The 26697-nt window shown below is 52.4% G+C and carries 6 protein-coding genes; all 6 read right to left on the bottom strand.

Features of this window, described 5'->3' with window-relative positions:
• Positions 1-12: 12 nt before the first annotated feature.
• Positions 13-10050, bottom strand: coding sequence for a non-ribosomal peptide synthetase (locus tag C2I18_RS19410; protein WP_249897385.1), 10038 nt, complete (start codon positions 10048-10050; stop codon positions 13-15).
• A gap of 20 nt (positions 10051-10070) precedes the next feature.
• Positions 10071-18437, bottom strand: coding sequence for a non-ribosomal peptide synthetase (locus C2I18_RS19405; protein WP_249897384.1), 8367 nt, complete (start codon positions 18435-18437; stop codon positions 10071-10073).
• A 27-nt stretch (positions 18438-18464) separates the two neighbouring features.
• Positions 18465-22040, bottom strand: a complete 3576-nt coding sequence (locus C2I18_RS19400; RefSeq protein WP_249897383.1) for a condensation domain-containing protein — start codon at positions 22038-22040, stop codon at positions 18465-18467.
• A 61-nt stretch (positions 22041-22101) separates the two neighbouring features.
• On the bottom strand, positions 22102-23352 hold the full coding sequence (gene fabD, locus C2I18_RS19395) for an ACP S-malonyltransferase (RefSeq protein ID WP_249897382.1): 1251 nt from the start codon (positions 23350-23352) through the stop codon (positions 22102-22104).
• Positions 23349-25919 carry a non-ribosomal peptide synthetase gene (locus C2I18_RS19390; RefSeq protein WP_249897381.1) on the bottom strand — a complete coding sequence of 857 codons (2571 nt, stop codon included), beginning with the start codon at positions 25917-25919 and terminating at the stop codon, positions 23349-23351. The genes fabD and C2I18_RS19390 overlap by 4 nt, the downstream gene beginning before the upstream one ends.
• 32 nt (positions 25920-25951) lie before the next feature.
• Positions 25952-26695, bottom strand: a complete 744-nt coding sequence (locus tag C2I18_RS19385) for a thioesterase II family protein (protein WP_249897380.1) — start codon at positions 26693-26695, stop codon at positions 25952-25954.
• Positions 26696-26697: the final 2 nt, after the last annotated feature.

Below are 26697 nucleotides of genomic sequence, written 5' to 3'. Positions count from 1 at the left end.
CCTGTACTCCGCCTAAAAATGGAATTCTTCTTTAAATTCTATAATCGAACCTTTTATTCCCAATTCAGGCGGCAGCAGATCGTCCAGCAGAATGTCCGGCGCCTCCACCGCTTGCGTTAAAATGACGGATAAATGATGAAGCATGGTCTCCATAGTGCGGCGCTCATAAAGGCTTGAAGCATAATTCAGATCCAGTTCAAGCGTCTCCCCGTTGTCTTCCGCTGTAAAGGTCATGTCCATTTTTTCTGTGGCAAACGGTATTGGAATCCGTCTAACATTCAGCCCGTCGATTGTGAAATCGGCCTTTTCCTTATTCTGCAGAATGAACATTACATCAAATAAAGGATTCCGGCCGGGCTGTGTAACGGGATTCACCAGCTCAACCACCTTTTCAAAAGGAAAATCCTGATGCTCAAAAGCATTCAGCGTTTTGGTCCGGAGGGAGGTCAGATGCTGCGTAAAGGATTGCTGACCGTCCAATCTGCCTTTTATAGCGATTGTATTAATGAAGACACCGATTATCTCTTCAGTACTGCGGTGTGATCTTCCGGAAACCGGACTTCCCACGATAATTTCCTCCTGCCCGCTGTATTGCCAGAGCAGTGCTTGAATACCGGCAAGAAGCACCATATACAGAGTACAGCCGTTACGGGCTGCGAGGAGCCGCAGTCCCTGCGCATCCGGGGGATTCAGAGCCAGACTTACATGCTGGCCGAAGCCGTCCTTTTCTTGGGGACGCGGATGGTCTGCAGGGAGATGCAATACCGGGACCTGGCCGCTGAATTCCGACAGCCAGTAGGCTTGATGTGCCTCCATTTCCTTGCTCATCCGCCGTTTGCGCTGCCACTCGGAGTAATCCTTGTACTGGAGCCTTGGAGGTCCGGCAGCAGCTCCTGAATAAAGCATGCAGAACTCACTGATTAAATTGGCAACCGAAGCCCCGTCAGCGATGAGATGATGCAGATCCAGCAGCAGATAATGCCGTTTCTCCTCCAGACGGATGACTGCAGCCCGTATTAAGATTTCCCTATCCAGATCAAACGGCCGGATAAAATTGTCCATCCATGCCGCAGCTTCGCTTTCGTCCTGCGCTTCAGTATATTCAAGCCGGAACTGAGCTTCATCCGCTGGAAGGATGATTTGAAGCACCTCTCCCTCTTTGATCCTGAACACAGTTCTGAGCGCTTCATGTCTTTCAATCAGGGACTTAAGACTCTGCTCCGCCTTGCAGACATCCAATCCGCCCTTCATCTCAAACGCACCCGGAATATGGTAGGCAAGACCCGCCCCCATCATCTGCTGCTGCCAATAAATCCTCTTCTGGGCGGAGGATGCTTCATAGCCGTCTCTCGTCTCCGCTTTGACAATCTCTTCGTATCCGTGATGCTCCTGCTTCATCATATATTCAGCCAGTCTTTCGACGGTCCCGGCTGCAAAAAGCTCTCTCAGGGGAACGTCTACCCCGCAGTGCTGTCTGATTCTGGCAATCAGGGAAGTTGCCTTTAGGGAGTGCCCTCCCAGATCGAAAAAGTTATCATAAATGCCTACCCTCTCAGCGCCCAGCACCTCTGTCCAAATGGACACAAGCTGACTTTCCAGCTCATTACGCGGGGAAACGTACGGATGATCAAGCACCGGCTGACCGTCCGGCTCAGGCAGTGCCTTCCGGTCAAGCTTGCCGTTATCAGTGAGCGGGAGCGTATCCAGCCGGATAAAATAAGAAGGAACCATATATTCCGGAAGGCTTGCCTTCATTTTCTCCCTGAATACCGCTGCCGGATAGGCAGTATCCGAAAGATAATAGGCGCATAACACTTTGACACCCTCCAGGCTTTTGTCCATAACGATGACTTCCTGAATGCCTTCCATTCCCCGCATTACACTTTCTATTTCGCCCAATTCCACACGGTAGCCCCTGATTTTAACCTGGTGATCTTTTCTGCCGAGAAACTCGATGTATCCTTCATTTCTGAGAACACCCAGGTCGCCTGTACGATACAGCCTGCCGAACCGGGGATGCACAACAAAACTTGCGGCTGTCCGTTCCGGATCATTAGCATAACCTTCGGCTACCCCCATGCCGCAGATCACGATTTCTCCTGTAATACCTGCCGGCTGGAGATGCAGCTGTTCATTCATAATGAACATTTGCTGGTTGCCGAGCGGGTAACCATACGGAATGGATTTCCATGCGGCTTTTACTTCACCGACCGGATAGTAAATGGACCAGATGGAGCCTTCCGTTGCCCCGCCGAGACTGATCAGGCGTGATTCCGGAAAGTATTCTTTAATCCGTGCCGGCAAATTCAGCGAAATCCAGTCCCCGCTGAGCATAACGATCCGCAACGACGGATAATTCTGGGTGACCGGCAGGCTTCCCAGTACCATCTCCATAAACGGCGGCGCCGAATTCCATATCGTAATCTGCTCTTTGGCCAGCAGCTCCGCAATCTCTTGAATGTTTTTAGGATCACGGGCGATCACCACTTGGGCTCCGGAAATCAAAGCCCCGAAAAGATCGTATACCGATAAATCAAAACCGATGGAGGCCACTGACAGAATGCTGTCTGCAGCGTCCACTGCAAATTTGGCATTGATATCAAGGCAGGTATTTAAGGCGGCCTGATGGCTGATTACGACTCCCTTTGGCACACCCGTTGAACCCGAAGTATATATAATGTAGGCCACATCAGAAGGGAGGACGGCGGGATCAGGAAGATTCACCTCAGCGTTATCCGTTCCTGTCTGTACATCTGATAAATGCATAACTTCCGTATTGTGAATCAGCTCCAGATCGTCCGTCCCATCCGTTAACAGCAGCGGACATCTGCTGTTGCCAAGAATATAATTCAGGCGCTCTGCCGGATATTCAGTTTCAACCGGGATATAACCGGCTCCGGACTTCAAGACTGCAAGGATCCCTGCCACAAGATCGGCTGACCGCCCTATCCTGACAGCCACCATATCTCCGCAGGCAACTCCTTTGCGTACAAGTTCAGCAGCAATAATATTTGCCCTTCGGTTCAGCTCCCGGTAAGTGAGCCTATCCCCTCCGGCCACCACCGCTATCCGGTCCGGAGTGCGGTGCACCTGCTCCTCAAAGCTCTGATGAAGGGTTCTGTCCGTTGGATATGAACAAGCAGTCTCGTTATAACCCTCAAGATTTGCAGCAATCTCGGCTTCAGTGATCAGCTGCAGTTCATCCATCCGTGCATCCGGGCGTTCTGTAATCTGCTGAAGGATATACTCCAGATGCCCGGCCATCCGTTCAATTGTCCTATGGTCGAACAAGCTTTCCGCATAGCTGATGTCGAGCACAAGCTGTTCATCCTGAAGGGCAGTGTTAATAGTCAGGTCGAACTTCTCCACATTGGCGTCCGGAACGAGCTGCCGGAAAGCCAGCCCGTCTGTCTGCAGCTCTTCAAAGGCTGTATTCTGCAGCACGAACATGACATCGAACAGCGGATTCCGGTTGAGGCTTCTTGTTACGCCAAGCTTCTCCACGATGTCTTCAAACGGGTAGTCCTGATGCTCATAAGCATCCAGAGCCTTGGTCCGGATTACCTCCAAGTATTGTTTGAAGCTGAGACTGCCGCTGACCCTGCTGCGAAACGACAGGGTGTTAACGAACATACCCGCGACCGGCTCCAGATCTTTATGCGTCCTCCCGGCAATCGGGCTGCCGACAATAATGTCTTCCTGTCCCGTATACTTGGACAGCATGATCTTGACTCCGGCCATAAGTACCATAAACAGGGTGCTGTCATTCTCCCGGGCCAGCTGATTTAACTGCACTACCCTTTCTGCCCCAAGCACTGTGCGGACATGCCGCCCGCGGAAATCCTTGTGCTGCGGCCGCGGATAATCCAGCGGAAGCTGCAATACAGGAATCTCGCCGCTGAATTCCTGCAGCCAATACTCCTCATGCTTCTTCATTTCCACGCTGTCCTGCCCTTTCAGCTGCCAGGAAGAATAATCTTTATACTGCAGCTTCAGAGGAGCAAGCTCCTTTCCTGAGTACAGAGCGCTGAACTCCCGCATCAAAATCCCCATGGTGGTGCCATCGGCAGCGATGTGATGAAGATCCAGCAGCCAGATATGCCGGCTCTCCGAAAGGCTGATCACCCCGGCACGGACGGGAATGGAACGCCGGATATCAAAGGGGCGGACAAACTGCCCGGCAATCGTCTCCATCTCCTGCCCGCTGGCGGCTGTGAACAATTCAAGCCGGAAATTCAGCTGCACCGGAGGCAGAACCCGCTGGATCACACGCTCCTGATCCATGTCGTATAGGGTCCGCAGCGCTTCATGTCTTTCAATCAGCTTCAGCAAGGCTGCTTCCATACGGGGAAGGTTCAGACTGCCATCGATAGATATGACCCACGGAATGTTGTAAGCAGTGCTCCCCGGATCCAGCTGCTGCAGTACGAACATCCGCTTCTGGGCCGAGGAAGCTTCATAGAATTGCTGTTCCTCCACCCTGCTGATCTCACCGTAATCTCCGGCCTCCGCCAGGCTGATCCGCTCAGACAGCTGTGCAATTGTCGGTGCAGTGAACACATCTTTTACACCCACCACGGCACCCAGCTGTTCGTGAATCCGGGTTATTAGTGCTGTTACCTTCAATGAATGTCCGCCCAGCTCGAAGAAGTCATCGTGGATTCCCGGATTTCCGCGCATACCGAGCACTTCTGCCCAGATCCCGGCCAGTCTCTGCTCTGTTCTGCTGCGCGGAGCGGTATAGCTTCTGCCTGTACGGATATCGCCTTCCGGCTCCGGCAGCGCTTTACGGTCCATTTTGCCGTTAGCTGTAACCTTCAGCTCCCCGAGCCGCATGTAGCAGGCCGGAACCATATAATCCGGCAGTGTCCGCTGAAGTGCCTCACGCAGGCTGGCTGCCGCAATTTCTGTATCAGACACGTAGTAGCCGCACAGCATCCTGCTGCCGTCCCGCTCCCAATCCTTCACTGCCGCTTCCCGTATACCGGGGATTCCCAGCATCCGGCTTTCAATCTCTTCAAGCTCCACCCGGAAGCCCCGGATCTTCACCTGCTGGTCTATGCGGCCCAGGAACTCGATATTCCCGTCCGGCCGCCAGCGGGCCAAATCACCTGTCCGGTACATCCGTCCGCCCGGCTCGTAGGGATTCTCTGTGAACTTGGCATTCGTTAATTCGTCATTATGAAGATACTCCCGGGCCAGACCGTCACCGGAGACGCACAGCTCTCCCCCGACCCCGACAGGCTGAAGACGGTTGCTCTGATTCAGGATATACACCCGGGTATTGCCCACCGGCTTGCCAATCGGAATATTAGGGTACTCCCCGTCGATCTTAAAGCTCGTGGTCAGAATCGTACATTCCGTAGGACCGTAGTTGTTATGAAGCTCATAGGTCTGCTCACGTACAAATTTGAGCTTCTCCGCCCCGGTCAGCAGGCGTCTTAGCGAACGGTTCTCATATTGAATGAAACGTTCAAACATACTGATTGGCAGGAACCCGATCGTAATGCCGTGCTGATCATAAAAGGCATTCAGTTTCTCGGCATCCGGACGCAAATCTTCAGGAACGATCTGCAAAGCAGCTCCGGCAAGGAGACAGGGGAAAATCTCCCAGGCGCTTGCATCAAAGCCCACTCCTGCATATTTGGCGAAAATATCCGAGCCATCCACACCGAAATGCCGGTTGTGCCAGCAGCAGAAATTCACAAGCGAACCATGCTCAATCGCAACGCCTTTCGGATTGCCTGTAGTCCCCGATGTATAGATGACATACGCCAGTTGTTTCTGCGGAATCCGCAGATTCAAGTTTCCGTCTTCACTGTCATAAGCAGCCGGATCATGCAAGCCTATGGTCCGGAGAGCTTGCCCCTTCATCCGCTCCGAGTTTTTCTCATCCGTCAGGAGCAGGCCTGCTCCGCTTTCCAGCAGGATATAACCTATCCGTTCATCGGGATATTGCGGATCAATAGGGATATAAGTACCTCCCGCTTTCAGCACTGCAAGGATGGCTACGATCATCTCGGCTGAGCTTCCGCTGAGAATGGCAACAAACGACTCCTCCCGGACCCCGCACCGCTGCAGCGTCCTGGCCAGAGCGTTCGCCCGTGCATTCAGCTGCCGGTAAGTCCAGCGGCTTCCATTATCGGATATTGCCGTGTTGTCCGGTGTATAAGCCGTCTGCAGCTCAATCAGGTCACTGATGGTCTGATCCTTCGGATAGTCGAGAGGTCCGGGGTTGAACAGCTCAAGCACCATCTCCCTGTCTGTTTCAGAGATGAGCTCAATTTCCCCGACCGGGATATCGGCATTCCGGACCACCTCTCCAAGGATACGGCTGAAGCAGACGCCCATCCGCTCAATGGTGTTCCGGTCAAAGAGAGCGGTGGCATAACTGATGGTTAACCGCAGCCTGTCATCCTGTTCTGAGGCGCTCCAGGTCATATCAAACTTTTCTTTGCGGTAAGGCATGTCATACAGCTGAAAATCAGTCCCGTCACAGCTGTATTTGCTGAAGTCCGTATTCTCCATGGTGAGCATAATATCAAACAGCGGATTGCGGTTCAGGCTTCTGACAACCTTCAAGCTCTCGGTCAGGCTTTCGAACGGATACTCCTGATTTTGGAATGCCTCCAGAACTGTTTCTTTCACCTGTTCCAGATGCTGTCTGAACGTGGAATGATGATCCACCGTACTGCGGATGGCAAGCGTATTAACAAATATTCCGGCCAGCGGTTCAAGTTCCGGATGATTTCTTCCCGCAATCGGAGTTCCTATAATGAGCTCTTCCTGGCCGCTCCACCGTGTCAATAGAATATTGAGACAGGCCAGCAGCACCATATACATCGTACTTCCGTTCTCCATGGCCATACCTGATAACTGCTTAGCCGTCTCCTTATCCCATTCCATTACAAGCTGATCTCCCAGATAATCCTTCTCCGCCGGGCGCGGATAATCGCAGGGCAGCTCCAGTACAGGCAGTTCACCGGACAGCCTGTTAAGCCAATAGTCCTTCTGTTGTCCGAGCAGCCCAGTGTTTTGTCTTCCCGTCTGCCATGCGGCATAGTCCTTATACTGGATACTCAGCGGTTCCGGCTGCTCTCCGGCATAGAAGGCAGCCAGCTCTTTACTTAATATTACTGCTGTTACACCATCGGCAATAATATGATGCAGGTCCAGAAGCAGCAGATGCCGCTCTGCATCAAGCCGGCTCAATATCGCCCTGAGCGGAAGATCAGCATGCAGGTCAAAAGGACGGATAAAGCAGTCCAGCTGTACTCTGGCTTCTTCTTCAGATTCTGCAGCGCACAGCTCCAGAGAAAAGCGAACTTCATTCATCGGTAATATACGCTGAACAATCTTCCCGCCGGCGGAATGAAATACGGTCCGGAGAGGCTCATGCCGCCCGATTAATTGGCGGATGGCGGCTTCGAGCCGGCCGATGTCCAAATTACCTGTAATCTCAATGGCACCCGGAATGTGATAGGCTGCCCCCTGATCCATTTGCTGCAGCATGTACATTCTTTTTTGTGCAGAAGAGACTTCATAGTATTCACTATCGGGCACTTGCGGAATCGCCTCATTCTCAGCTCTGACATGAGTGGAGGATAGCAATCCGGCAAGTTTCGCAATCGTCCGGCAAGCAAATATTTCTGCGACAGATACCTCAGCCTGCAGCCGCTGGCGTATGCGTGTAACCAGAGTAATTGCCTTAAGCGAGTGACCGCCCTGTTCGAAAAAGTCATCATAAACCCCGATGCTCCTGCAGTTCAGCACTCCGCACCAGATCTCTGCCAGCAGCGCTTCCATTTCACTGCGGGGCTCCACATGTGCAGTCCCCGCCGTTCTATTCAAATCGGGTTCCGGCAGCGCCCGGCGGTCGACCTTACCGTTCGTTGTCAGCGGCATCCGCTCCAGAGGGACAAAATAAGACGGAATCATATATTCAGGCAGGCTCTTTAACAGCTTCGCCCGGAGCTCTGCGACCGACAGCTCGGCAGCCGGCACAACGTATGCGCAGAGGTAGACCTGGCCGCCGCTTTCTTTTTTTAACACCACTGCACTTTGGAGCTCCTGCATTTGCTGGAGACGGGCTTCAACCTCACCGGGCTCGACACGGAATCCTCTGATTTTCACCTGATGATCTATGCGCCCCAGACATTCAATGGAACCATCGGGAAGCCAGCGGCCCAAGTCTCCGGTCCGGTACATTTTTTGGCCATCGATAAACGGATGACTGATAAACTTGGCGCCGGTCAGCTCCGGATTATTCAGGTATCCTCTCGCCAGGCAATCCCCGCCGATACATATCTCGCCTACTGCGCCTACCGGAACGGCATGATTATGATCATCCAGGATGCGGATATCGGCGTTGGCTATAGGAAATCCTATCGGCGGAACTGCGCCGCAATCCTCCTGTAACGTTATTGCTGTAACCACGTGGGTTTCAGTAGGTCCGTAATGGTTGTGCAGGCGTGTGCCTTCTCTGCCCAGCATCTTCAGCATGGCTGGGTCCAGCGTCAATTGCTCGCCGGCGACGACAATATCATTAACACAGCGGGCCAGCCTGGACAGGTACTCATGCTCGGCGGCAAGCAGCTTGAAGAATGAGGTCGGGAGGAAAACCGTTTTTATCCCCGAGTTCTCCATAAACGGCAGCAGTGTATGCAGGTTTTTGCGTGTAGCGTCCGGAATCAGATGAAGTTCTCCGCCTGCAAGCAGAGTCGACCATATTTCCTGTGAAGCGACATCAAAGGCAATGGTGGCAAACTGGAGAACTCTGGTGTCCAGCGGAATGCCCAGTACACTGTTCTGATAGGAAATCAGGTTGACCAGGCCGCGGTTCGTAAACATGACCCCTTTGGGATTGCCTGTAGTTCCGGAGGTGTAAATAACGTAGAGCAGACTGTCCGGATGGTACAGAACCGGATCATCATCTGATTCCTCCAGGGACCCGCAGTCAATTTCCAGCCATTCGGCGTCAAGCTTGCCAGGCTTCCGCATTCCCCGTCGGGTAACAATAAGCGGAGTTCCGCTGTCAGCGGCCATATAAGCGATACGTTCATCCGGATACTCCGGATCAAAAGGCATATAAGCGCCGCCAGCTTTTAGAATGCCCAGCATCCCTACCACCATTTCCACAGAACGGTCCATCAGGAGTCCGACAACGGTATCCTGACCTACCCCTTTATCCTGCAGCAGTTTTCCCAGCGTGTTCGCTTTGTTGTTAAGCTCGCTGTACGTTAAGCGTTGTTCGCCGAAGATCACCGCCGGCTGGTCAGGTGTAAGCACCGCTTGTTCTTCAAATAATGTACAGATGTTCTTCTCACGGGGATAGGCCCTACGGGGTCCGGTTAACTGGTCCATCAGCTCAGCCGCCTGGTGCTCATCAAGCATATGGAGCCCGTCCAGCGGAGCCAGCGTATTATTAAGCACCTGTTCAAGGATGGTCTCAAACAGTGCGGTAACTCTGAGGACCGCCTTTTCTTCATACAAGGAAGGATTATAGTAAGCTTCTATAGCCAGATGGCCTTCAGAGGCGGAAAGCGACAGATTTATTCCGGCAAATCCATGAGCTTCACATAATTCCAGGCATTCATTCCGGCCGTGGAGCTCAGGCATCATCAACCGGAACGAAGCGGGTTCTTCAATCTTCCGCGCATGCCTCAAGCCTTCCCCCATCTGTGAGTAACATTCCTGCAGCTTCCGGCTGGTCTGAATCAGCAGCTCCTTGAACACAGTACCTTCAGCAACTTCGTGCTGAAAGGCAAGCACAGGGCTTGCAGCATGGCTTCCTTCCCGGAGCGGCAGCAGTGGGATATCAATGATGACCTGCTCCTGATGGGCCGCCTTGGAAAGACAAACCTGAAGGTTGGCCAGCAGTATCATGAATATAGCCAAAGTGTCGCTGTTGCCCAGATAATTCAGCTTTTGGAAGGTATCCTGTTTAACAATCCTGCTGCTGCAAGCAGGTTTTTGCTTTTGATGCTCCGGGATGGTTATTGCCTGTGTTCCGCCCGACCATTCATTTCTGCACTCACATACCCTGTTCATCCTTATCACCCAGCCATCCGTTAGAAATTAAATTTCACTTGAAATCCGGAATTCATTTGATTCTCCTGATCACTGAAAAGAGCGAGATCACACGCCTCCTGCCCTCTGCTTGCCAATTTCTCCAGAGCCTCCGTGAAATGCTGCACGATCCTTTCGGCATCATAGTCTGAGATATCCGGGGAATTGAACATAAATCTGAACAGCAGCCCTTCATTCCGGCTGACAATAATCGCCAGGGGATAATGCGTCTGCTCTACGGCTTCAAAGGATTGAACCGACAGTCCCGACTCTTTTATATCAGCATTGATCTGTTCCGCGGCGATCGGGAAGTTCTCAAACACCATGATATGGTTGAAAAGCTTCTCCCTCGGTTCACTCCGAGCCTGAATATCAGCCAGGGAATAAGAATCGTGATTTCTGCTCTCCAGTGTATTGCCGTGAATCTGCCGGATGAATTCCTCAAATGTGCAGACTCCCTGACTGGAGACACGGAGCGGCAGCGTATTGATGAACAACCCGACCGCCTGTTCTATCCCCCTGATTTGAGGATTTCTTCCCGATACTACGTAACCAAACACTGACTCGGATTGTCCACTATAGTACTGCAGTTGCAAAGACCAGACCGCCTGAATGATAGTATTTAAGGTTACTTTGCTGCTAACCGCCATCCGTTCCAGCTTTTCGATCTTGTCATGGGCTATGGAAAGGGTATGCACAGCCTGCGTCCCGTGATTTGAAGACTGTCGTGACGGCAGCATGGAAGGCTCTCTGAAGCCTGCCAGATATTCTTTCCAGTAAGCCTCGGCTGCTGAATCATTCCTCCGCTTCATCCATTCGGTATAGTCAGATAGTATAGAGGATGGATGACCTTCAATCGCCAGACCTTCCGGGCTGCGGTTATATAATTGGAACAGGTCCTTCAGGACAATCCCCATGCTCCAGCCATCCATAATGATGTGGTGATAGCTGAAAATTAGCGTATACTGCTCATCTGCCGTTTGTACTATATTCAGGCGGATCAGCATATCCTTGTCCAGCCGGAAGCCCCGGTTACGGTCCGTGCCCATTTGCTCCTGGATGCATGCGGTACTGTCAGCACAATTCCTGGCATCCAGATAGACGATTTCGGTCTTTTTATGCTTGTATACCAGGAGCATCGGATCTTGGAAGCTCTGAATATCGATATTGGCTCTCAGCATCTCATGGCGGCTGATTACCTCCTGCAGTGCATACTCCAGCCGTTTCCGATCCAGTCTCCCGGTCATTTCGATCCGGAAGAGTTCATAATAATCGTCGGATAAACCGTTCATAAGCGAATGGAAAAGAATTCCCTTTTGCGCAGGTGCCAGCGGGTAGATGTATTGGACTTCATCCGCATGGGGCAAAGCACGTACCTGTTCAGCAGTGATCTGTTCACGGGTCAGGTCCGAGATCGTCCGCACCGGTGACTTGACCTCCGTACAATGGGCGATGGCCAGCTTCAGCTGTTCCATATAGTCTGTGAGCAGACCAGCAGCTGAAGATTCACTGTACTGTCGGGCACTGTAGGTTAGCTCCATGCACAGACGTTTATCTCTAATCAGGCCAGTGAACTCAAGCGCATGCTGCAGCTCACTATCCGGCCCCATTGCCTCTCCAGGGTCAAAAGGCGATAATTTAAATACTCCGGTGTCCAGATCCGCATCAAATTGCCCCAGATAGTTGAAGCCAATCTCCGGGCGCAGCCGGAAATCCATCTCTTCCCCCGGCTTCCAGCGGCGCAGGTATTTCAGCATCCCGTAACCGGTACCCTTGCCGGGGATTTGCCGGAGATGGTCTTTGATATAGCTGATCCATTCAGGCCAGCCTGCACCGGAATCATAATGAAACACCACCGGGAACATGGAGGTAAACCAGCCTACCGTGCGGGTGATATCCAACCCCTCTGCAATTTCTTCCCGCCCGTGGCCTTCCAGATGGATCAGTACCGCCTCGTCACCTGAGAACCTGGCAATTGATTTTACAAGTGCAGTTAGCAGCAGATCATTGATCTCGGTACGGTATGCGGCGTTTGCCTGTTTCAAAAGAGCATCCGTCTCCGCTTCGCTCAGCCAGCCGGCGACCTTCCGCGCAGACTGTCGTGTAAATACAGTACCGGAAGCATAATCTTTCGGCAGGTCACAGACTTTACTGTTCTCAACATTCTGCCAATAGGGGATTTCCTTATCAATAAGACTGCTGCCGGCATACTCCGTCAGCATGGAGGACCACTGCCGGTAGGATAATGTCTTGAGGGGAAGCTTGATACCCGCCCCCTTCTCCGCCTGCCTGTAAGCCTCTGCCAAGTCCTCAAACAGAATCCGCCAGGATACTCCGTCTATTGCCAGATGATGAACAGCCATCAATAAATGATCCCCGTCATCACTGCGGAACAGCCCCAGCTTGAATAGCGGTCCCCGTTCCAGATCCATACTGCTCTGGATGTTATCCGCAGCCTTTCTCACGAATTCATTAATCGCTTCAGGAAGCAGGCCGCGCAGATCAAATTCCCTCAGCTCGAACAGGTCACCGTCCGCCTCCCGGTACTGCTGGATAATCCCGCCTCCTTCCGTTTGCTTGAAGGACAGTCGTAGTGAGTCATGATGCCGGACCAGCTGGCACAGCGCTCTGTCCAGGACTGAAGCTGCAAAACCTTCGGGCCGGTGCAGCATAACCGCCTGGTTCCAGTGATGCTGTCCGGTAAACTGTGAGCTGAAGAACCAGCGCTGGATCGGCGTCAGCTCTGCTTCGCCTGTCTCCGGATCTTGCCCCGTCTTCCCGAGGTTTTCAGGAACTGCCTGTTTCATTGAACATCCCAGCTCCCGGATGGTCAGCGAACGGAAAACATCCTTCACTTCCGCATAATAGCCGTGCTCCCTGATCTTGGAGACCACCTGCATGGCCTTGATTGAATCCCCTCCCAGATTGAAGAAATCATCGAGGACTCCGATCTTTTTGATGCCCAGCACAGTGCTCCAGATCCGGACCAGAAGCACTTCTTCCCTGCTCTCCGGTGCTTCGTATCCTTCGCCGCTCTCCATATCTCCGGTTACTTCCGGCAGCGCCTTGCGGTCAATTTTTCCGCTGGAGTTCAGCGGGAACTGTTCCAGGGCAATAAAATAAGCAGGGATCATATATTCCGGAAGTCTTCTGCCCAGCTCGCTCCGCAGCTCCGCGACTGTATAGGCGGCAGATGAGACATAGTACGCTACCAGTCCACGGCCTCCGGCCAGCTCCTTGTCCACGACAAGCACTTTTTGAATGCCTTCCAGCTTCATCAGCGTATTCTCGACATCTCCAAGTTCAATCCGGTAGCCTCTTATTTTGACCTGATGGTCGATTCTTCCCAGGTATTCAATGTTCCCGTCCGGCAACCACCGTGCCACATCGCCAGTCCGGTACATGCGTTCTCCGTCGGCAAAAGGATCGGCGGTGAACTTCTGGGCCGTCAGCTCTTCATTGCGGTAATAGCCCAGTGCCAGTCCGGCACCGGCAATGCAGAGCTCCCCTTCCACGCCAACAGGAGTCAGCATGCCGCTGCCGTCGACAATGTACATCCTGGTATTGGCGAGCGGTCTTCCGATGGGAATCCGGCTGCCGATATCCCCGGGCTTGACAGAATAACCGGTAGCATAAATGGAGGCTTCCGTCGGTCCGTATAAATTTTCTATGGCACAGCGTTGCAAAAGAAATTGTGTGATCTCGTGATGTTCAAAGGTCAATGCTTCTCCTGCCGTAAGAATATATTGCAGGCTGCCGAGGGCTTCCGCCGAAGCTTTATCCATGCCTGAGAGCAGCATATTGAACATGGAAGAAGTGAAGTTAATATGCGTAATTTTGTGCTGCGCAATGGCTGCAAGGATGATATCCGGCTCCCTTTCAGCACCCTGCGGTAAAATGACCAACTGTCCTCCCTCAAAGAACCAGCCGAATAATTCGCACACTGAAACATCGAAGGTATAGTTCGTCTTCAAAAGATACTTCCCTTCAGCATTCAGCGGATAGCTTGACTGGAGATCGAGCAGCGTGTTCATAATTCCTTTATGCTGCACTGCTACCCCTTTAGGGTTGCCTGTTGTTCCTGATGTATAGATAACATAGGCCAGATTGTCCGGGCCGGCCATTGCTTCCAGCGGCTCTGTATCCTTGCTCTCCGGTTCCCGGTCGCGCACCTGTACAGCTTCAACATTCTCCCAGGGAACCGGATCATCCGTAAGGATTAACCGGGTTCCGCTGTTTTGCAGAATATAACGGGTTCTCTCCTCCGGAAATGCCGGGTCAACGGGAAGATAGGCTGCGCCGGCCTTCCAGATAGCGAACAAAGCAATGATCAGCTCCGGGGAACGGTTCATTCTGACAGCTACCAGATCGTCCGGCAGGACCGCTTTGGATCTCAGTGTTCTTGCCAGGGCATTCGCTCTGCGGTCCAGCTCCCCATAGGTCATTATCCGTTCATTATATACAAGGGCCGTGCGTCCGGGAGTACGTTTGGCCTGTGTCTGAAATAGATCCATCAGCGTCTGCTTCCGGAGTCCGACTGCAGGTGTAGGGTTAAATTCGTACAGAATCCGCTTCTTTTCTTCCTCGCCCATTATCTCGATCTGACCGACTGGAACGTCTCTATTGGAAGTAACGGCATTAATCACCCTGGCCAGCCGGTCTAAAAGGGTCTTAGCACTGCTTGCTTCAAAGAGGCTTGCCGCGTAGCTGAGCCTGATTTCCAGTCCGCTCCCTGTTTCTGCCGCTTCCCAGGTAAGATCAAATTTCTCGGTATGCAGCGGCCAGTCGAACGGCTGAATGATCAGGTCCTGGGCTTTCCATTGCCCTGCTTCATTTTCCTGCAGGACAAACATGACATCAAACAGCGGATTTCTGCCCAAATCCCGGCCGGTTTGCAGCTTTTCCACCAGATTCTCGAATGGATAATCCTGGTTCTCCAGCGCTTCAAGGGATTTACGTCTGACAGCTCCAAGCAACTGCTCAAAGGTCAGCGAACCGTTGACATGAGAACGGATAGGCAGCGTATTGACGAATACACCAATCAAAGATTCCGTATCCCGATGATTTCTGCCTGCAGCCGGAGTTCCCACAATAATGTCCTCCTGGCCGCTTGACTTGTGGAGCACAATATTGATGGCCGACAGCAGGAACATGAACAATGTGCTTCCCGTCTCGCGGCAGACCCGCTTCATTTTTGCCGTCTGCTCGGCATCCAAAGTCGTAGTAACCAGCCCGCCCCGGAAATCCTTTTCCCTCGGCCTAGGAAAATCAGCAGGCATATTCAGCAGCGGCAGTTCACCCTGCAGTTCGGAAAGCCAGTATTCTTCCTGTTTCTCCGCAGCTGCATTATGGCGATTCAATTGCCACTGAGAGTAGTCTTTGTACTGCACCTTCAGCGGCGGGAACACCCGGCCGGAATATAATTCACTTAACTCCCGGATAAGGATCCCTGCCGATGCTCCATCCACAGCAATATGGTGAATATCCAGCAGCAAAATGTTTTTGTCCTGTTCCAGCGTGATCACGGCTGCCCGGATGGGAAGGCCGCTGTGCAGCTCAAAAGGCTGGAGGTAATCAGCCATCCATGCCTGCGCTTCATTGCTGCTGGCTGCAGCAAAGCGCTCTGCAGTAAAGCTGACTTCTTCCATAGGGACAATCTTCTGGACAACCCTTCCCCCAACCTCTGCAAACCGGGTTCTCAGCGCCTCATGCCTGCGGATCAGCTGAAGCAGCGCACGGCTTAACCGGGCTTCGTCCAGTCTGCCCCGGATCAGGAATGCACCCGGCACATGGTAAGCCAGACTGTCAGGGTTCAGCTGGTGCAGAACGAACATCCGCTTCTGGGCCGAGGAGGCCTCGTAGAACTCCTGCTCCTCTAACTTACGGATCTCCCCGTACGTTCCCGGCTCCGATTGTCTGACCAGCTCCGAAAGCTGGGCTATTGTTGGTGCAGTGAACACATCCTTTACGCTTACCACCGCATCCAGCCGCTCGTGAATCCGCGTAATCAGTGCCGTAACCTTCAGTGAATGTCCGCCCAGACCGAAAAAGTCATCGTGGATTCCCGGCTCCCCGCTCATGCCGAGCACCTCTGCCCAGATCCCGGCCATTATCCGTTCTGTTTCGCAGCGCGGTGCAGTGTAGCTTGTCCCTGTCAGAACATCGCCTTCCGGCTCAGGCAGCGCCCTGCGGTCAATTTTGCCGTTGGCCGTAACCTTCAGCTCCCCGAGCCGTATAAAGCAGGCTGGAACCATATAATCCGGCAGTGTCCGCTGCAGCGCCTCGCGCAAGCTTGCTGGACTCCTTTCTGTATCAGACACGTAGTAACCGCACAGCATCGTCGTGCCGTCCCGGTCCCAATCCTTTACTGCAGCTTCACGTATACCGCCGATTCCCAGCATCCGGCTTTCGATCTCGCCAAGCTCGACCCGGAACCCCCGGATCTTCACCTGCTGGTCTATACGGCCCAGATATTCAATATTTCCGTCCGGCCGCCAGCGGGCCAAATCCCCTGTCCGGTACATCCGTTCACCCGGCGCATACGGATTCTCTGTAAACTTGGCGTTCGTCAGCTCCTCATTATGAAGGTAACCCCGCGCCAGGCCGTCCCCCGATATACACAGCTCTCCGGCAACACCGACAGGCTGAAGACGGTTGCCCTGATTCAGGATATAGACCCGGGTATTGCCCACCGGTTTGCCAATCGGAATATTGGCGTACTCCCTGTCGATCCTGAAGCTGGTTGTCACAACCGTATATTCCGTGGGACCATAGTTGTTATAAAGCTCATAAGTCTGCTCACGTACGACTTTGAGCTTCTCCGCTCCTGTCAGCAGGCGCTTCAGCGACCGGTTTTCATATTGAATGAACCGTTCAAAAATACTTGTGGGCAGAAAACCTATAGTAATCCCGCAGCTCTCATAATGTTCGTTCAGCTTTTTTGCATCCAGCCGCAATTCAGCCGGAACAATATGCAGGGTAGCCCCCGCAAGCAGGACAGGGAAAATCTCCCACACGCTGGCATCGAACCCGGTTCCTGCATACTTGGCAGCTAAATCAGTGGAATCGACATGGTAGTATGCGTTATGCCAGCAGCATAAATGAACCAATGAACGGTGCTCAACAGCGACCCCCTTTGGATTGCCCGTCGTGCCTGAGGTATAAATAATGTAAGCAAGCCGTTCTGAAGGAACATCCAGATTAAGATTTTCTTCCGGGATACCAGGCGTTACGTATGCATCCAGACTGAGTGCAGCAACCGGCAGTGCCTTGACCAGGTCTGCACCCTGCTCATCCACGAGCGCTATTCCGGCTCCGCTGTCCCGTATAATATAAGCGATCCGCTCGGACGGATATTCAGGATCTATTGGGATGTAAGTTGCTCCCGCCTTCAGGACCGCAAGTATGCCGGCGATCATGTCTGCCGAACTGCTGCTTACTACAGCAACCGGGGCTTCAGGTACTATCCCCTCGCGCCGGAGCAGCCAGGCCAGTCTGTTGGCCCGTCTGTTCAGTTCCCGGTACGTTACCGCTGCAGCTTCGCTCCATATTGCCAGCTGATCCGGCCTTTCATTCACCTGTTCCTCAAACATCTGATGTACAGCCCTGTCCACCGGATACTGAACTCCGTTCCCGTTAAAATCCTTCAAAAGCTGCTGCTTCTGCTGTTCATCCACCAGCTCCAGGTTTTCAACCGGCTGCTCCAGATCAGACAGCAGGGCAGCCAGAACGTTACGGAAACTGCCGGACCACAGGCTGCATTCTTCTGCCGGCATAGGCGAACGGCTGTAGAATTCCACTGTAATTCTGTCTTCCTGTTGTTCCGCAATCAGCATCAGCTCATTATATTGAAGCTGTAACAGCCCCTGAAGCACATGAGTTTGATGTATATTGCGCATGCCGATAAAGGCATTGACCCTGTTCGGTACACCGTGAATTCCATATAGCCGGTCTCCAGGATAAAATTGATGCCGGTAGAGCTCATTCAGGCTTGCGCGCTGTGCGGAAAGTGCCTGTTTGACCGGTAAACGGTTATGGTCCTGATCATTCAGGCTCAGCAGGTAGGGATTGGCATGGTGTTCACTGCTGTCCTTGAAGTAAGGCGGAACTCCGACCGCAAATTCGCTTGTTCCGCAGATTCGTTCCAGAACGATCTTGTATACTGTCAGGAGCACAATATAAATCATGAAATCATTGCCCCCGCTTAACCGGTACAACTGCTGGTGCAGCTCCGGGTCCAGTTCAAACCCCCAGTGCCCGGGGGAAGCTGCAGTGCCTGCAGCGGGAATTCCCAGCTGCAGCCGTTCGTATTTAGCCTGTACGGTGTCTACCCAATAGGCTTCTGAAACCTTGATTAAGCTGGTACTCATGCTTGTCACCCCTCCGAATTTCACCTCTTAGAATGCAAAATCGGCCTCAATCACATCAGCGCCGGCGGAATTCCGGTTATAGCGGTCTGCCTCTTCGGCCGACATAAACTCAATATGCTCCAAAAGAATCTCCGGTCCAGCTATCATCTGCTCCACCATCTTCCGGTATCTGTCCGCCATCTTACCGATTGCCGGCCGGGTGAACAAACTGGTTGCATAGGTCAGACTGAAGCAGATTTCATTATCGGCTTCTGCCGCAACAAAGGACAGATCGAACATTTCTGAGGTTTTGTTCAGCTTGAACGGCCGGGACTGAACATTCCCTAGCTGAATGACAGGCATGTTTTGCAGCACGAACATAACTGTGAAAACCGGGGACGCACCCGGATTTCTATGTACCATGACCTTGTCGACCAGATCATCGAACTGATACGCCTGATTGCTGTAGGCCTGCAGTGTTTTGATGCGTGTTTTTTCGGCCAGGCTGGCAAAGCTGTCGTCCCTTCCGATGATGTTCTTGATGGCAATGGTGTTAACCATCAGACCGAGCATTCCCGCCAGATCCGGATGCTCACGGCCGGAGACGGGACATCCGATAACGATTTCGCTCTGACCGCTTTGCTTAGCGAGCAGAACATTAAGCGTAGCCAGTAAAATCATGAACACTGTGCAATCCAGGCGGCGGGCCAGATTCTTGATCTGTTCCGTAAGCTCCCGGTCAAAAGTGAAGGTAATTTCCGCTCCCTGAAAGCTTTGGACAGCCGGCCTTTTGACATCCGGATTGAGCTCCAGTACCTGCGGCATTTCAGCGAACTCCTGCAGCCAATACTTCTCTTGCCCCCTGTAACCGGCAGTGTTCCTGTTGTTCTGCTGCCAGCTGGAGTAATCCTTATACTGATGCTTCAGGGGTTTCAGCCTGTTCCCCGCATAGAGCAGGCCGATTTCCCTGGTCAGGGTCTCCATTGAGGTGCCATCCGTAATAATATGGTGCATGTCTACGATCAGCACGGTACGGTCCTCCGGAAAATGTACAGCCGCCACCCTGAACAGCGGCGCCTTCCCCAGTTCAAAAGGTCTTACAAATCGTTCAGCGACCGCCGTTATTTCATGTTCCTGAATGACTGGATACTCTTCCAGTGCAAAGGCCAGGGTGCCAGGCTCGTGGACATATTGAACCGGCTTTCCGTGAACCACCCGGAAAGAAGTTCTGAGAATTTCATGCCGTTCAATCAGTTCCCGGAAGACAGCGTTCAGCTTGTCCATGTCCAGGCTTACTGAAAAATCTACCGCGCCTGTCACATGATACACCGTGCTCCCCTCTACAAGCTGACTAAGGGCGTACATCCGCTCCTGAGCCGCCGAAGCCGCATACCAGGCTTTGTCTTCCACATGAGGAATGGAGGCAAACCCGCTTGGTTCACCGTTTATCAATCCATTCCCCGGAGGAGGAAAGGCCTCCATCTGTGCCGAACAATGTGCGATGGTAGGATTGGCAATCAACTGCGCGAAGGGCAGCTCTATGCGCAGCTCCTCACTCATCCGGTTGGCCAGCCGGAGAATAGCAATTGAATCCGCCCCTAGAGAAAACAGGCTGTGGTGAATATTTAATTCCTTATATCCGAGCGTCTCTCCCCAGATTTTTCCGACTGTCTCTTCCATCCGGGAATACGTCTCCCCTTCCGGCCTGCCGGTTAACACGATCTGCCGCCCGTCAGTCCCCTGCCCAAGAGAACGGCCTTCTAGGTTACTTCCTGTAAACTCCGGCCAGCAAGTCCGGGGATCAAACGGATAGGCGGGCAGCTCCACTCTTTTTCTTGACTCCTGGCGGTAGAGCAGATCCCAATTAACCTCGATGCCCCGGATATAGGATTCACAAATGTGCTGCAGCTTTTTGGAGTACAGGTCCTGCCCCGGACTTGTGCTGTTATCCGGGTTGTCATTATCCTGTCCGCTGAAAAAGATGCCTGGGCCCAGTCCGCTCCAATCGCTGCTGTGTGTCAGTTTCTCCAGCTTGTCAGATACTTCCGGAAGGCTTTCGGCCATCAAAATCAGCCGGCAGGCATAGTGCCCGCGTCCTGTATTGGCCGTGTAACAGAGATCCCGCAGATCTGCCATAGGATGTGTGGCCAGGAAAGAAAGGTAACGTCCAGCCAGCCTTCTGAGCGAAGACATGCTTTTGGCAGAAAGGGCCAGCAGATTCAGTGCATCGTTTGAAGGCTCCCCGGGTTGGGCTGCCGGTGCTTCTTCAAGCACTACATGGCAATTTGTACCGTTGAATCCGAAAGAACTGACTCCGGACAACCGCGGATAGTGCTCATCAGGCCATTCCCGCAGCCTGTTGTTCAGAAATACCGGTGACTGTTCAAAACGGATTTCACGGTTAGGGCGGGTGAAATGAATACTGGGGGGCAGCTGACGATGTTTCATGGCAAGAGCAGATTTAATCAATCCGATGATTCCTGCCGCTTCATACAGATGTCCCAGATTGGACTTCACAGAGCCGATTGCACAGAATTGCTTACGCTGCGTATACTTGTTGAACGCTTGAGTAATACCCTCAATTTCAACCGGATCTCCGAGCCGGGTCCCTGTTCCATGGGCCTCCAGATAAGCGATGCGGCCCGGATCGATCCCCGCATCCATCCATGCATCAATGAGCAGCTCTGTTTGCGCTGTCGTTCTCGGTGCAGTAATGCCGGCGGATTTTCCGTCCTGATTGACGGCACTTCCCTTGATAACGGCATGAATGTTGTCCCCGTCCTCAAGTGCGCGGTACAGCGGCTTCAGAAGAACTACGCCCGCCCCTTCGCCAATCCCTGTACCGTCCGACTGGTCGTCAAATGAACGGGTGCGGCCATCCGAAGATTCTATTCCGATGCGTACCCCTTCATTTAACGGTAAAATGTACAATTTGATCCCTCCGGCCAGCGCCATATCGCACTTCCCGCTGCGGATGCTTTCACAGGCCAGATGAACGGCCACCAGCGAGGAGGAGCAGGCAGTATCCACCAGCATACTCGGGCCGCGCAAGTCCAGAAGATAAGAGATCCGGCCGGGAATAATAGAAGCCAGATTTCCGGGAACAGCAATCGGATTCAGGCCCTTCTCCGCATCCTGGACCATGGATCTGTACCGGTAACCCTCCATGTCGCCAATGTACCCGACATATACTCCTGTCCGGGAGCCGGATATCCGGTCTCCGCCGTACCCGGCATTCTCAATTGCTTCCCATGATTTTTCGAGAAACAGCCGCTGGCAGGGATTCATCAGGCTGGCTTCTTTGGGCGAAAGGTTGAAAAAGGAGTAATCAAAGCCCGATATATTATCCAGATAAGCTCCGTCCAGATACGGGTGCGGTGAAATGCCCATATAATCAAGATAGGCGTCAGTATCTTTTTTCCGCGATTCCGGAAAGGCTCCGATGCAGTCCCGTCCTTCCGCACACAGCTGCCAGAACGCGTCCAGATTTTCGGCTCCCGGAAGCTTGACCGCCATCCCGATAATAGCAATGTCCCGTTTGCTGATCTCCGGCCGATCCCCCGCTGTATAATCCGCGTTGTCTCCCAGTTCCTCGTATATAAAATTTGAGAACAAGTCGTCCATTTCTCCACATCCCTCTAAATCTATTAAAATGAGTTAAACTGCCAAGGATATGAACCGTCATTTATATGGGAACTTCTTTTTGGGAGGTCTCCAATACGGCACAGATACTGATGGACTGCTCGTATTCCGGGACTTTTTTGGCATGTAGAATCTGTTTTAACAGCCGGAGCGCTTCAGAGGCATCAGCAGGGTCACCTGAAGCTTTTCCCTGGTCATACGAGTTCACGATTTCCATCAGCTGATGATATGGGGCAAGAACACCAGTCCGGTATTCCTCCTCGTTGCGGTTATGATTTTGCGTACAGACCGCTTCCGTCAGACAGCATGTCACAAAACCGGCAACCCAGGCATTCGCCATACCAGGTTTGTCCGGCTGTCCCAGCCAATCGCTGAAGCCTTGACGGTCTGCCTCCCGGTCCAGCGCAAACGCATGAACAGATGGATTATTTTTCAGGGCAAGTCCGGTTAATACCATCTTCGGACCCATCTCAACCATTCCCTGTACACCTTTACTGTGCAGATACTGCATGGATTCCCGCCAGCGGACCGGTCTGGCCATTTGTAAAGCCAGCAGCTCCGCAACATCGTCCCCTTCTGCATAAGGCATTGCCGTTACATTACTTATCACAGGAAAAGCTGGCCGGTTATACGTATATTGCCGCGCTTCTTCTATGAACTGTGCAGCTGCATTCTCCATAATCCGGCTGTGAAACGGTGCACTTACATTTAGCATGACTGTCCTGGCTCCGGCATCTTCAAGCAGGGCGGCCGCCTCTGCTGCCGCATCAGCATAGCCTGACAAGACAACCTGCTCCGGGGAATTATCATTGGAAATATCCACTCCCTTCACTCCGGAGCTCCCTGGCAGCTCAGCGAGCAAACGCTCGATCTGCGCTCTTGTCATTCCGCTGACCGCGTACATCGCTCCCGGGGCTGTCGTTCCTTCTTCCATAATCAGACCTCTTCTGCGGACCAGCCGCAGGGCATCTTCCAGCGTAAGAACGCCTGCAGCAGTCAATGCCGAGAACTCGCCGAGACTGTGCCCTGCAGCATAGTCAGGAAGCCGGTTATGCTCTTCTATGAACACTGTAAACATCGCCAGGCTGGTTATGAGCAGAGCCGGCTGTGTATTGGAGGTGCGGGTCAGCTCCACGATCTCTCCCTTAAAGCACAGCTGTGCAAGCTTGAAGCCTAATATTTCATCGGCCAATTGATAAAGCCTGCGGACCGAAGCATAGCGTTCATAGCAATGCTGCCCCATTCCGCTGTACTGCGATCCCTGCCCGGGAAATAAACAGGCGAAGGTGTTCATTGGACAACAGCCCCGTTCACAGAAGATTGCTCTATAACGGCCAAGCTGATCCACTTGTTAAAATTGTGGGCCAATTCGCGTATTTTATCGCTTCTTAGCTTTATCCGGTTAAATTGGCAGTTCACAGTGATCCCCGTCATTTTCTCATTCAGGATAAACAGCAAATCCTGCCGTTCCAGATATCTGGCGTTACGTGCCGCATATTCTGCTCTGCATACAACGGGAACGGCCTTACCGGGATGTCCATGGGAAGAGATATGCTCCAGTGCCTGTACAGGCACTTCTGATTTACGTGAGGTTTTCTCCTGAATCATACGGTAGAGGGCTTCCAGGCTTTCCGCTTCTGCAGGGCGGATCCGGACATTCTCAATATAGTCCTCCGAATGAAGCATTGCCGGTATTACAATCTCCTGTGAACCTGTTACTTTCGATAACAGAAAAGCAAGCCCGGCCATAATGACCGATGAAGCTTCTATGCGGTTCCGTATGGAATACTCCGAAAGCTTCAGCAGGGAATTTCCCTCTATTGTGAACTGGACGGCTTCTCTCTCAAACTGGTACGCGCCGGCATCCGCGAGCCAGGACTGAGGCATGACAAGCGCAGAGAATTCGGCAAACCGCATGCTGTCTATGGCTCTGGCGAGCTGAGAGACCGAAGGATAGGTGAATAAATCTGTCGCATGAAGACCGCCCGGAACAAAATCTTCGGCTTTTGCAACGAACTGTTTGATCTTCAGGGAATCAATACCTGCCTCGAAAAAGAGATCATCCACGCCAATGTTGTCATGCTGGAGCACTTCCCGGCAAATCGTCAGCAGCATCTGTTCCGTTACGTTGTATTCTCCAGGGAGACCTGCCATGGCTTCCAGACTGCCTGCCGTTTCCAGTTCCGCTTTGATGGCATCAAATTCTCCTGAGCTGTAAGATTGCCCCAGCTTGTATCTTTGAATTTTGCCGCTGGTCGTCTTGGGAAGACTGCGCACCGGAATCACTTCGTCAACAGTCAGATTCATCTGTTCCAGAATGTGCAGCCGGGCTGAACGGGCAACTTCAGTGAATTCTTCATTTTTTCTCTTGAACAAGACGAACAGCAGCAGCTCTTCACGCTTTTTATCGTTGTTATACGCACTGCATGCAGCTACTTTGCCCATCTCGATCCCGTCAACTTCCTCGGCAACCCGTTCAATATCATGAGGGTAATAGTTAAGTCCATTGCTGAAAATAATATCCTTGCTTCTTCCTGTTACAATCAGCTTGCCGTGATAGATGAGCCCCAGATCCCCTGTTTTGATCCATCCGTCTGCTGTTTTGGCACGCTGGGTCGCCTGGGGATTATTATAGTAGCCGGACATGACATTTTTACCGCTGATCTGGATATGCCCGATTACACCTTCCTGAACCTCGGCATCCAGATCATCACAAATACGCAGAAGGCAATCATCGATGGGATGTCCGACGTCCACAAAACAGATTCCGTCAGCATGACCCTGCTCCAGCTCTTCTACAGGCTCCCCGATATTCAGACGGCTCCGGTTAAAATACAGCGGAACGATGCTCTCTCCAGGCTCCGAAAAACTGACTCCCACAGTCGCCTCGGCGAGTCCGTATACCGGAAACATGGCAGTGCGCCTGAACCCGTAGGGTTCCACCGCATCCAGAAACATCTCGCATACGGAATAAGAAATAGGCTCTGCACCGTTCATCATCTGCCGTACCGTTGACAGGTCCCAATCCTCCGCCATAGCCGGCTTAAAGTAATTCAGAAAAAACTTATATCCAAAATTGGGCGACTGCAGTATTGCAACCTTATGCTGAGAGGCTTTTTTCATCCATAAGGAAGGTCTGCGGATAAACAGGGCCGTAGGCATATGGAACTGGTGCATCCGTTTGACCAGAGGGGACAGGTGGCACCCGATCAGCCCCATATCATGGGTCAGCGGCATCCAGCACAAAATTCTTTCCTCAGTCTCCCACTTACCGCCGCTGGCAATAGCTCGCACATTGGTCATTACATTCTCATGGGTAAGCACCACACCCTTAGGCTCGCCTGTAGAACCGGAAGAAAACTGGATAAAAGCAATGTCGTCCGGTGTTGCGGCTTCAATCCTTCCCTGCAGCACCTCTTCGTTCAGGAGCTCTTCAGACAGCAGCACCCTTCCCGCCATTTCGTCTGCGGTATTCTCTTCCTGCCTTTTTTCGCCAAAAGCCATCAGCTTGTCCAGGACACCGCTGTCCGCAGCCAGGAAGGGACGGTTCAGGATGCCCCATACTTTAAACAGTTTAAGCTTATGCTCGTCATTATCGCCTACACTCAGCGGCACCGGAATCATACGCCCCAGCAGACAAGCCCAGAACACGATCAGGATACTGCGGTTGTCGCGGAGCTGAATGACCAGTTCATCCCTTGGCTTCATCCCGATTCCCTGCAGACGGGCAAGGACATTTCCAGCCTTGGAGTACAATTCTGCATAGGTCATCGTCTCTTCTTTTTGATCGCCGTCGATAAAGGTAATGCCTGCTGGATCTTCTGCTGTGAATGATGACAGTACTTCGGTTAATGTTGACATTCTGGACGTTTCCATCTTCGTCCGGATCCCCCTTAATAGGTCATGTCGGAATTGGTTAATTGTCTGTCCCTGCTCAGAGTATCTGTAATCAGCCGGTGAACAGCCTGTTCTTCATCCGTCAGATAAAAATGCCCTCCCTGAAAGAAAACACAGCTCATCAATACTTCTGTATATCTCTCCCATTCCTTCATGTCCGAAGATGTCAATACATCTTGCTGTCCTGTCAGCACCGTAATGCTGCAAGGCAGCTTACGGACCGGAAAGTTCACTGTGTATGTTTCGACAGCATGAAAATCGGCATAAAAAATAGGAAGAAATAAAGAGCGGGTTTCATTTTCCGTAAAAAAGCTTTCCGGAGTCCCGCCCATCACCATAATTTCTTCTATCAATTCATCTTCAGATTTCAGGTGCAGAGGTTCCGCTCTGCGTATATGCGGCGGATTCATTGCGGACACAAAAACATGGGACAGCCTGTACAGCTGCTGAACTGACAGCCTAAGCCCAAGCTCATAAGCCAGCAGACTCCCCATGCTGTGGCCAAACAGCACATATTCCTCCCCTGGCCGCAAATATGCTTGTATTTGTCTTTCAAGATCGTCCACCATTTGCGGGATACTGGATAACAGGTCCTCATTAAATCTCCTGCCCCTCCCGGGAAGCTCCAGCGGAATAACCTCCACCGAATCGATTGCCCCCATCCATGAACGGTACAACATTGCAGCAGAACTGCCTGCACAAGGCAAAGTGAATAATTTGATGCCTGTACTCTCCGGCATTG

It is taken from the genome of Paenibacillus sp. PK3_47, from assembly GCF_023520895.1.
Classification (GTDB): Bacteria; Bacillota; Bacilli; order Paenibacillales; family Paenibacillaceae; genus Paenibacillus_AQ.
This window is presented reverse-complemented; position numbering and strand designations above follow the sequence as displayed.

Excerpts from the sequence above, each read along its gene's own strand:
- C2I18_RS19385 (WP_249897380.1), bottom strand. The coding sequence starts at position 26,695 with ATGCCGGAGAGTACAGGCATCAAATTATTCACTTTGCCTTGTGCAGGC.
- C2I18_RS19405 (WP_249897384.1), bottom strand. The coding sequence starts at position 18,437 with ATGAGTACCAGCTTAATCAAGGTTTCAGAAGCCTATTGGGTAGACACC.
- fabD (WP_249897382.1), bottom strand. The coding sequence starts at position 23,352 with ATGAACACCTTCGCCTGTTTATTTCCCGGGCAGGGATCGCAGTACAGC.
- C2I18_RS19400 (WP_249897383.1), bottom strand. The coding sequence starts at position 22,040 with ATGGACGACTTGTTCTCAAATTTTATATACGAGGAACTGGGAGACAAC.
- C2I18_RS19390 (WP_249897381.1), bottom strand. The coding sequence starts at position 25,919 with ATGTCAACATTAACCGAAGTACTGTCATCATTCACAGCAGAAGATCCA.
- C2I18_RS19410 (WP_249897385.1), bottom strand. The coding sequence starts at position 10,050 with ATGAACAGGGTATGTGAGTGCAGAAATGAATGGTCGGGCGGAACACAG.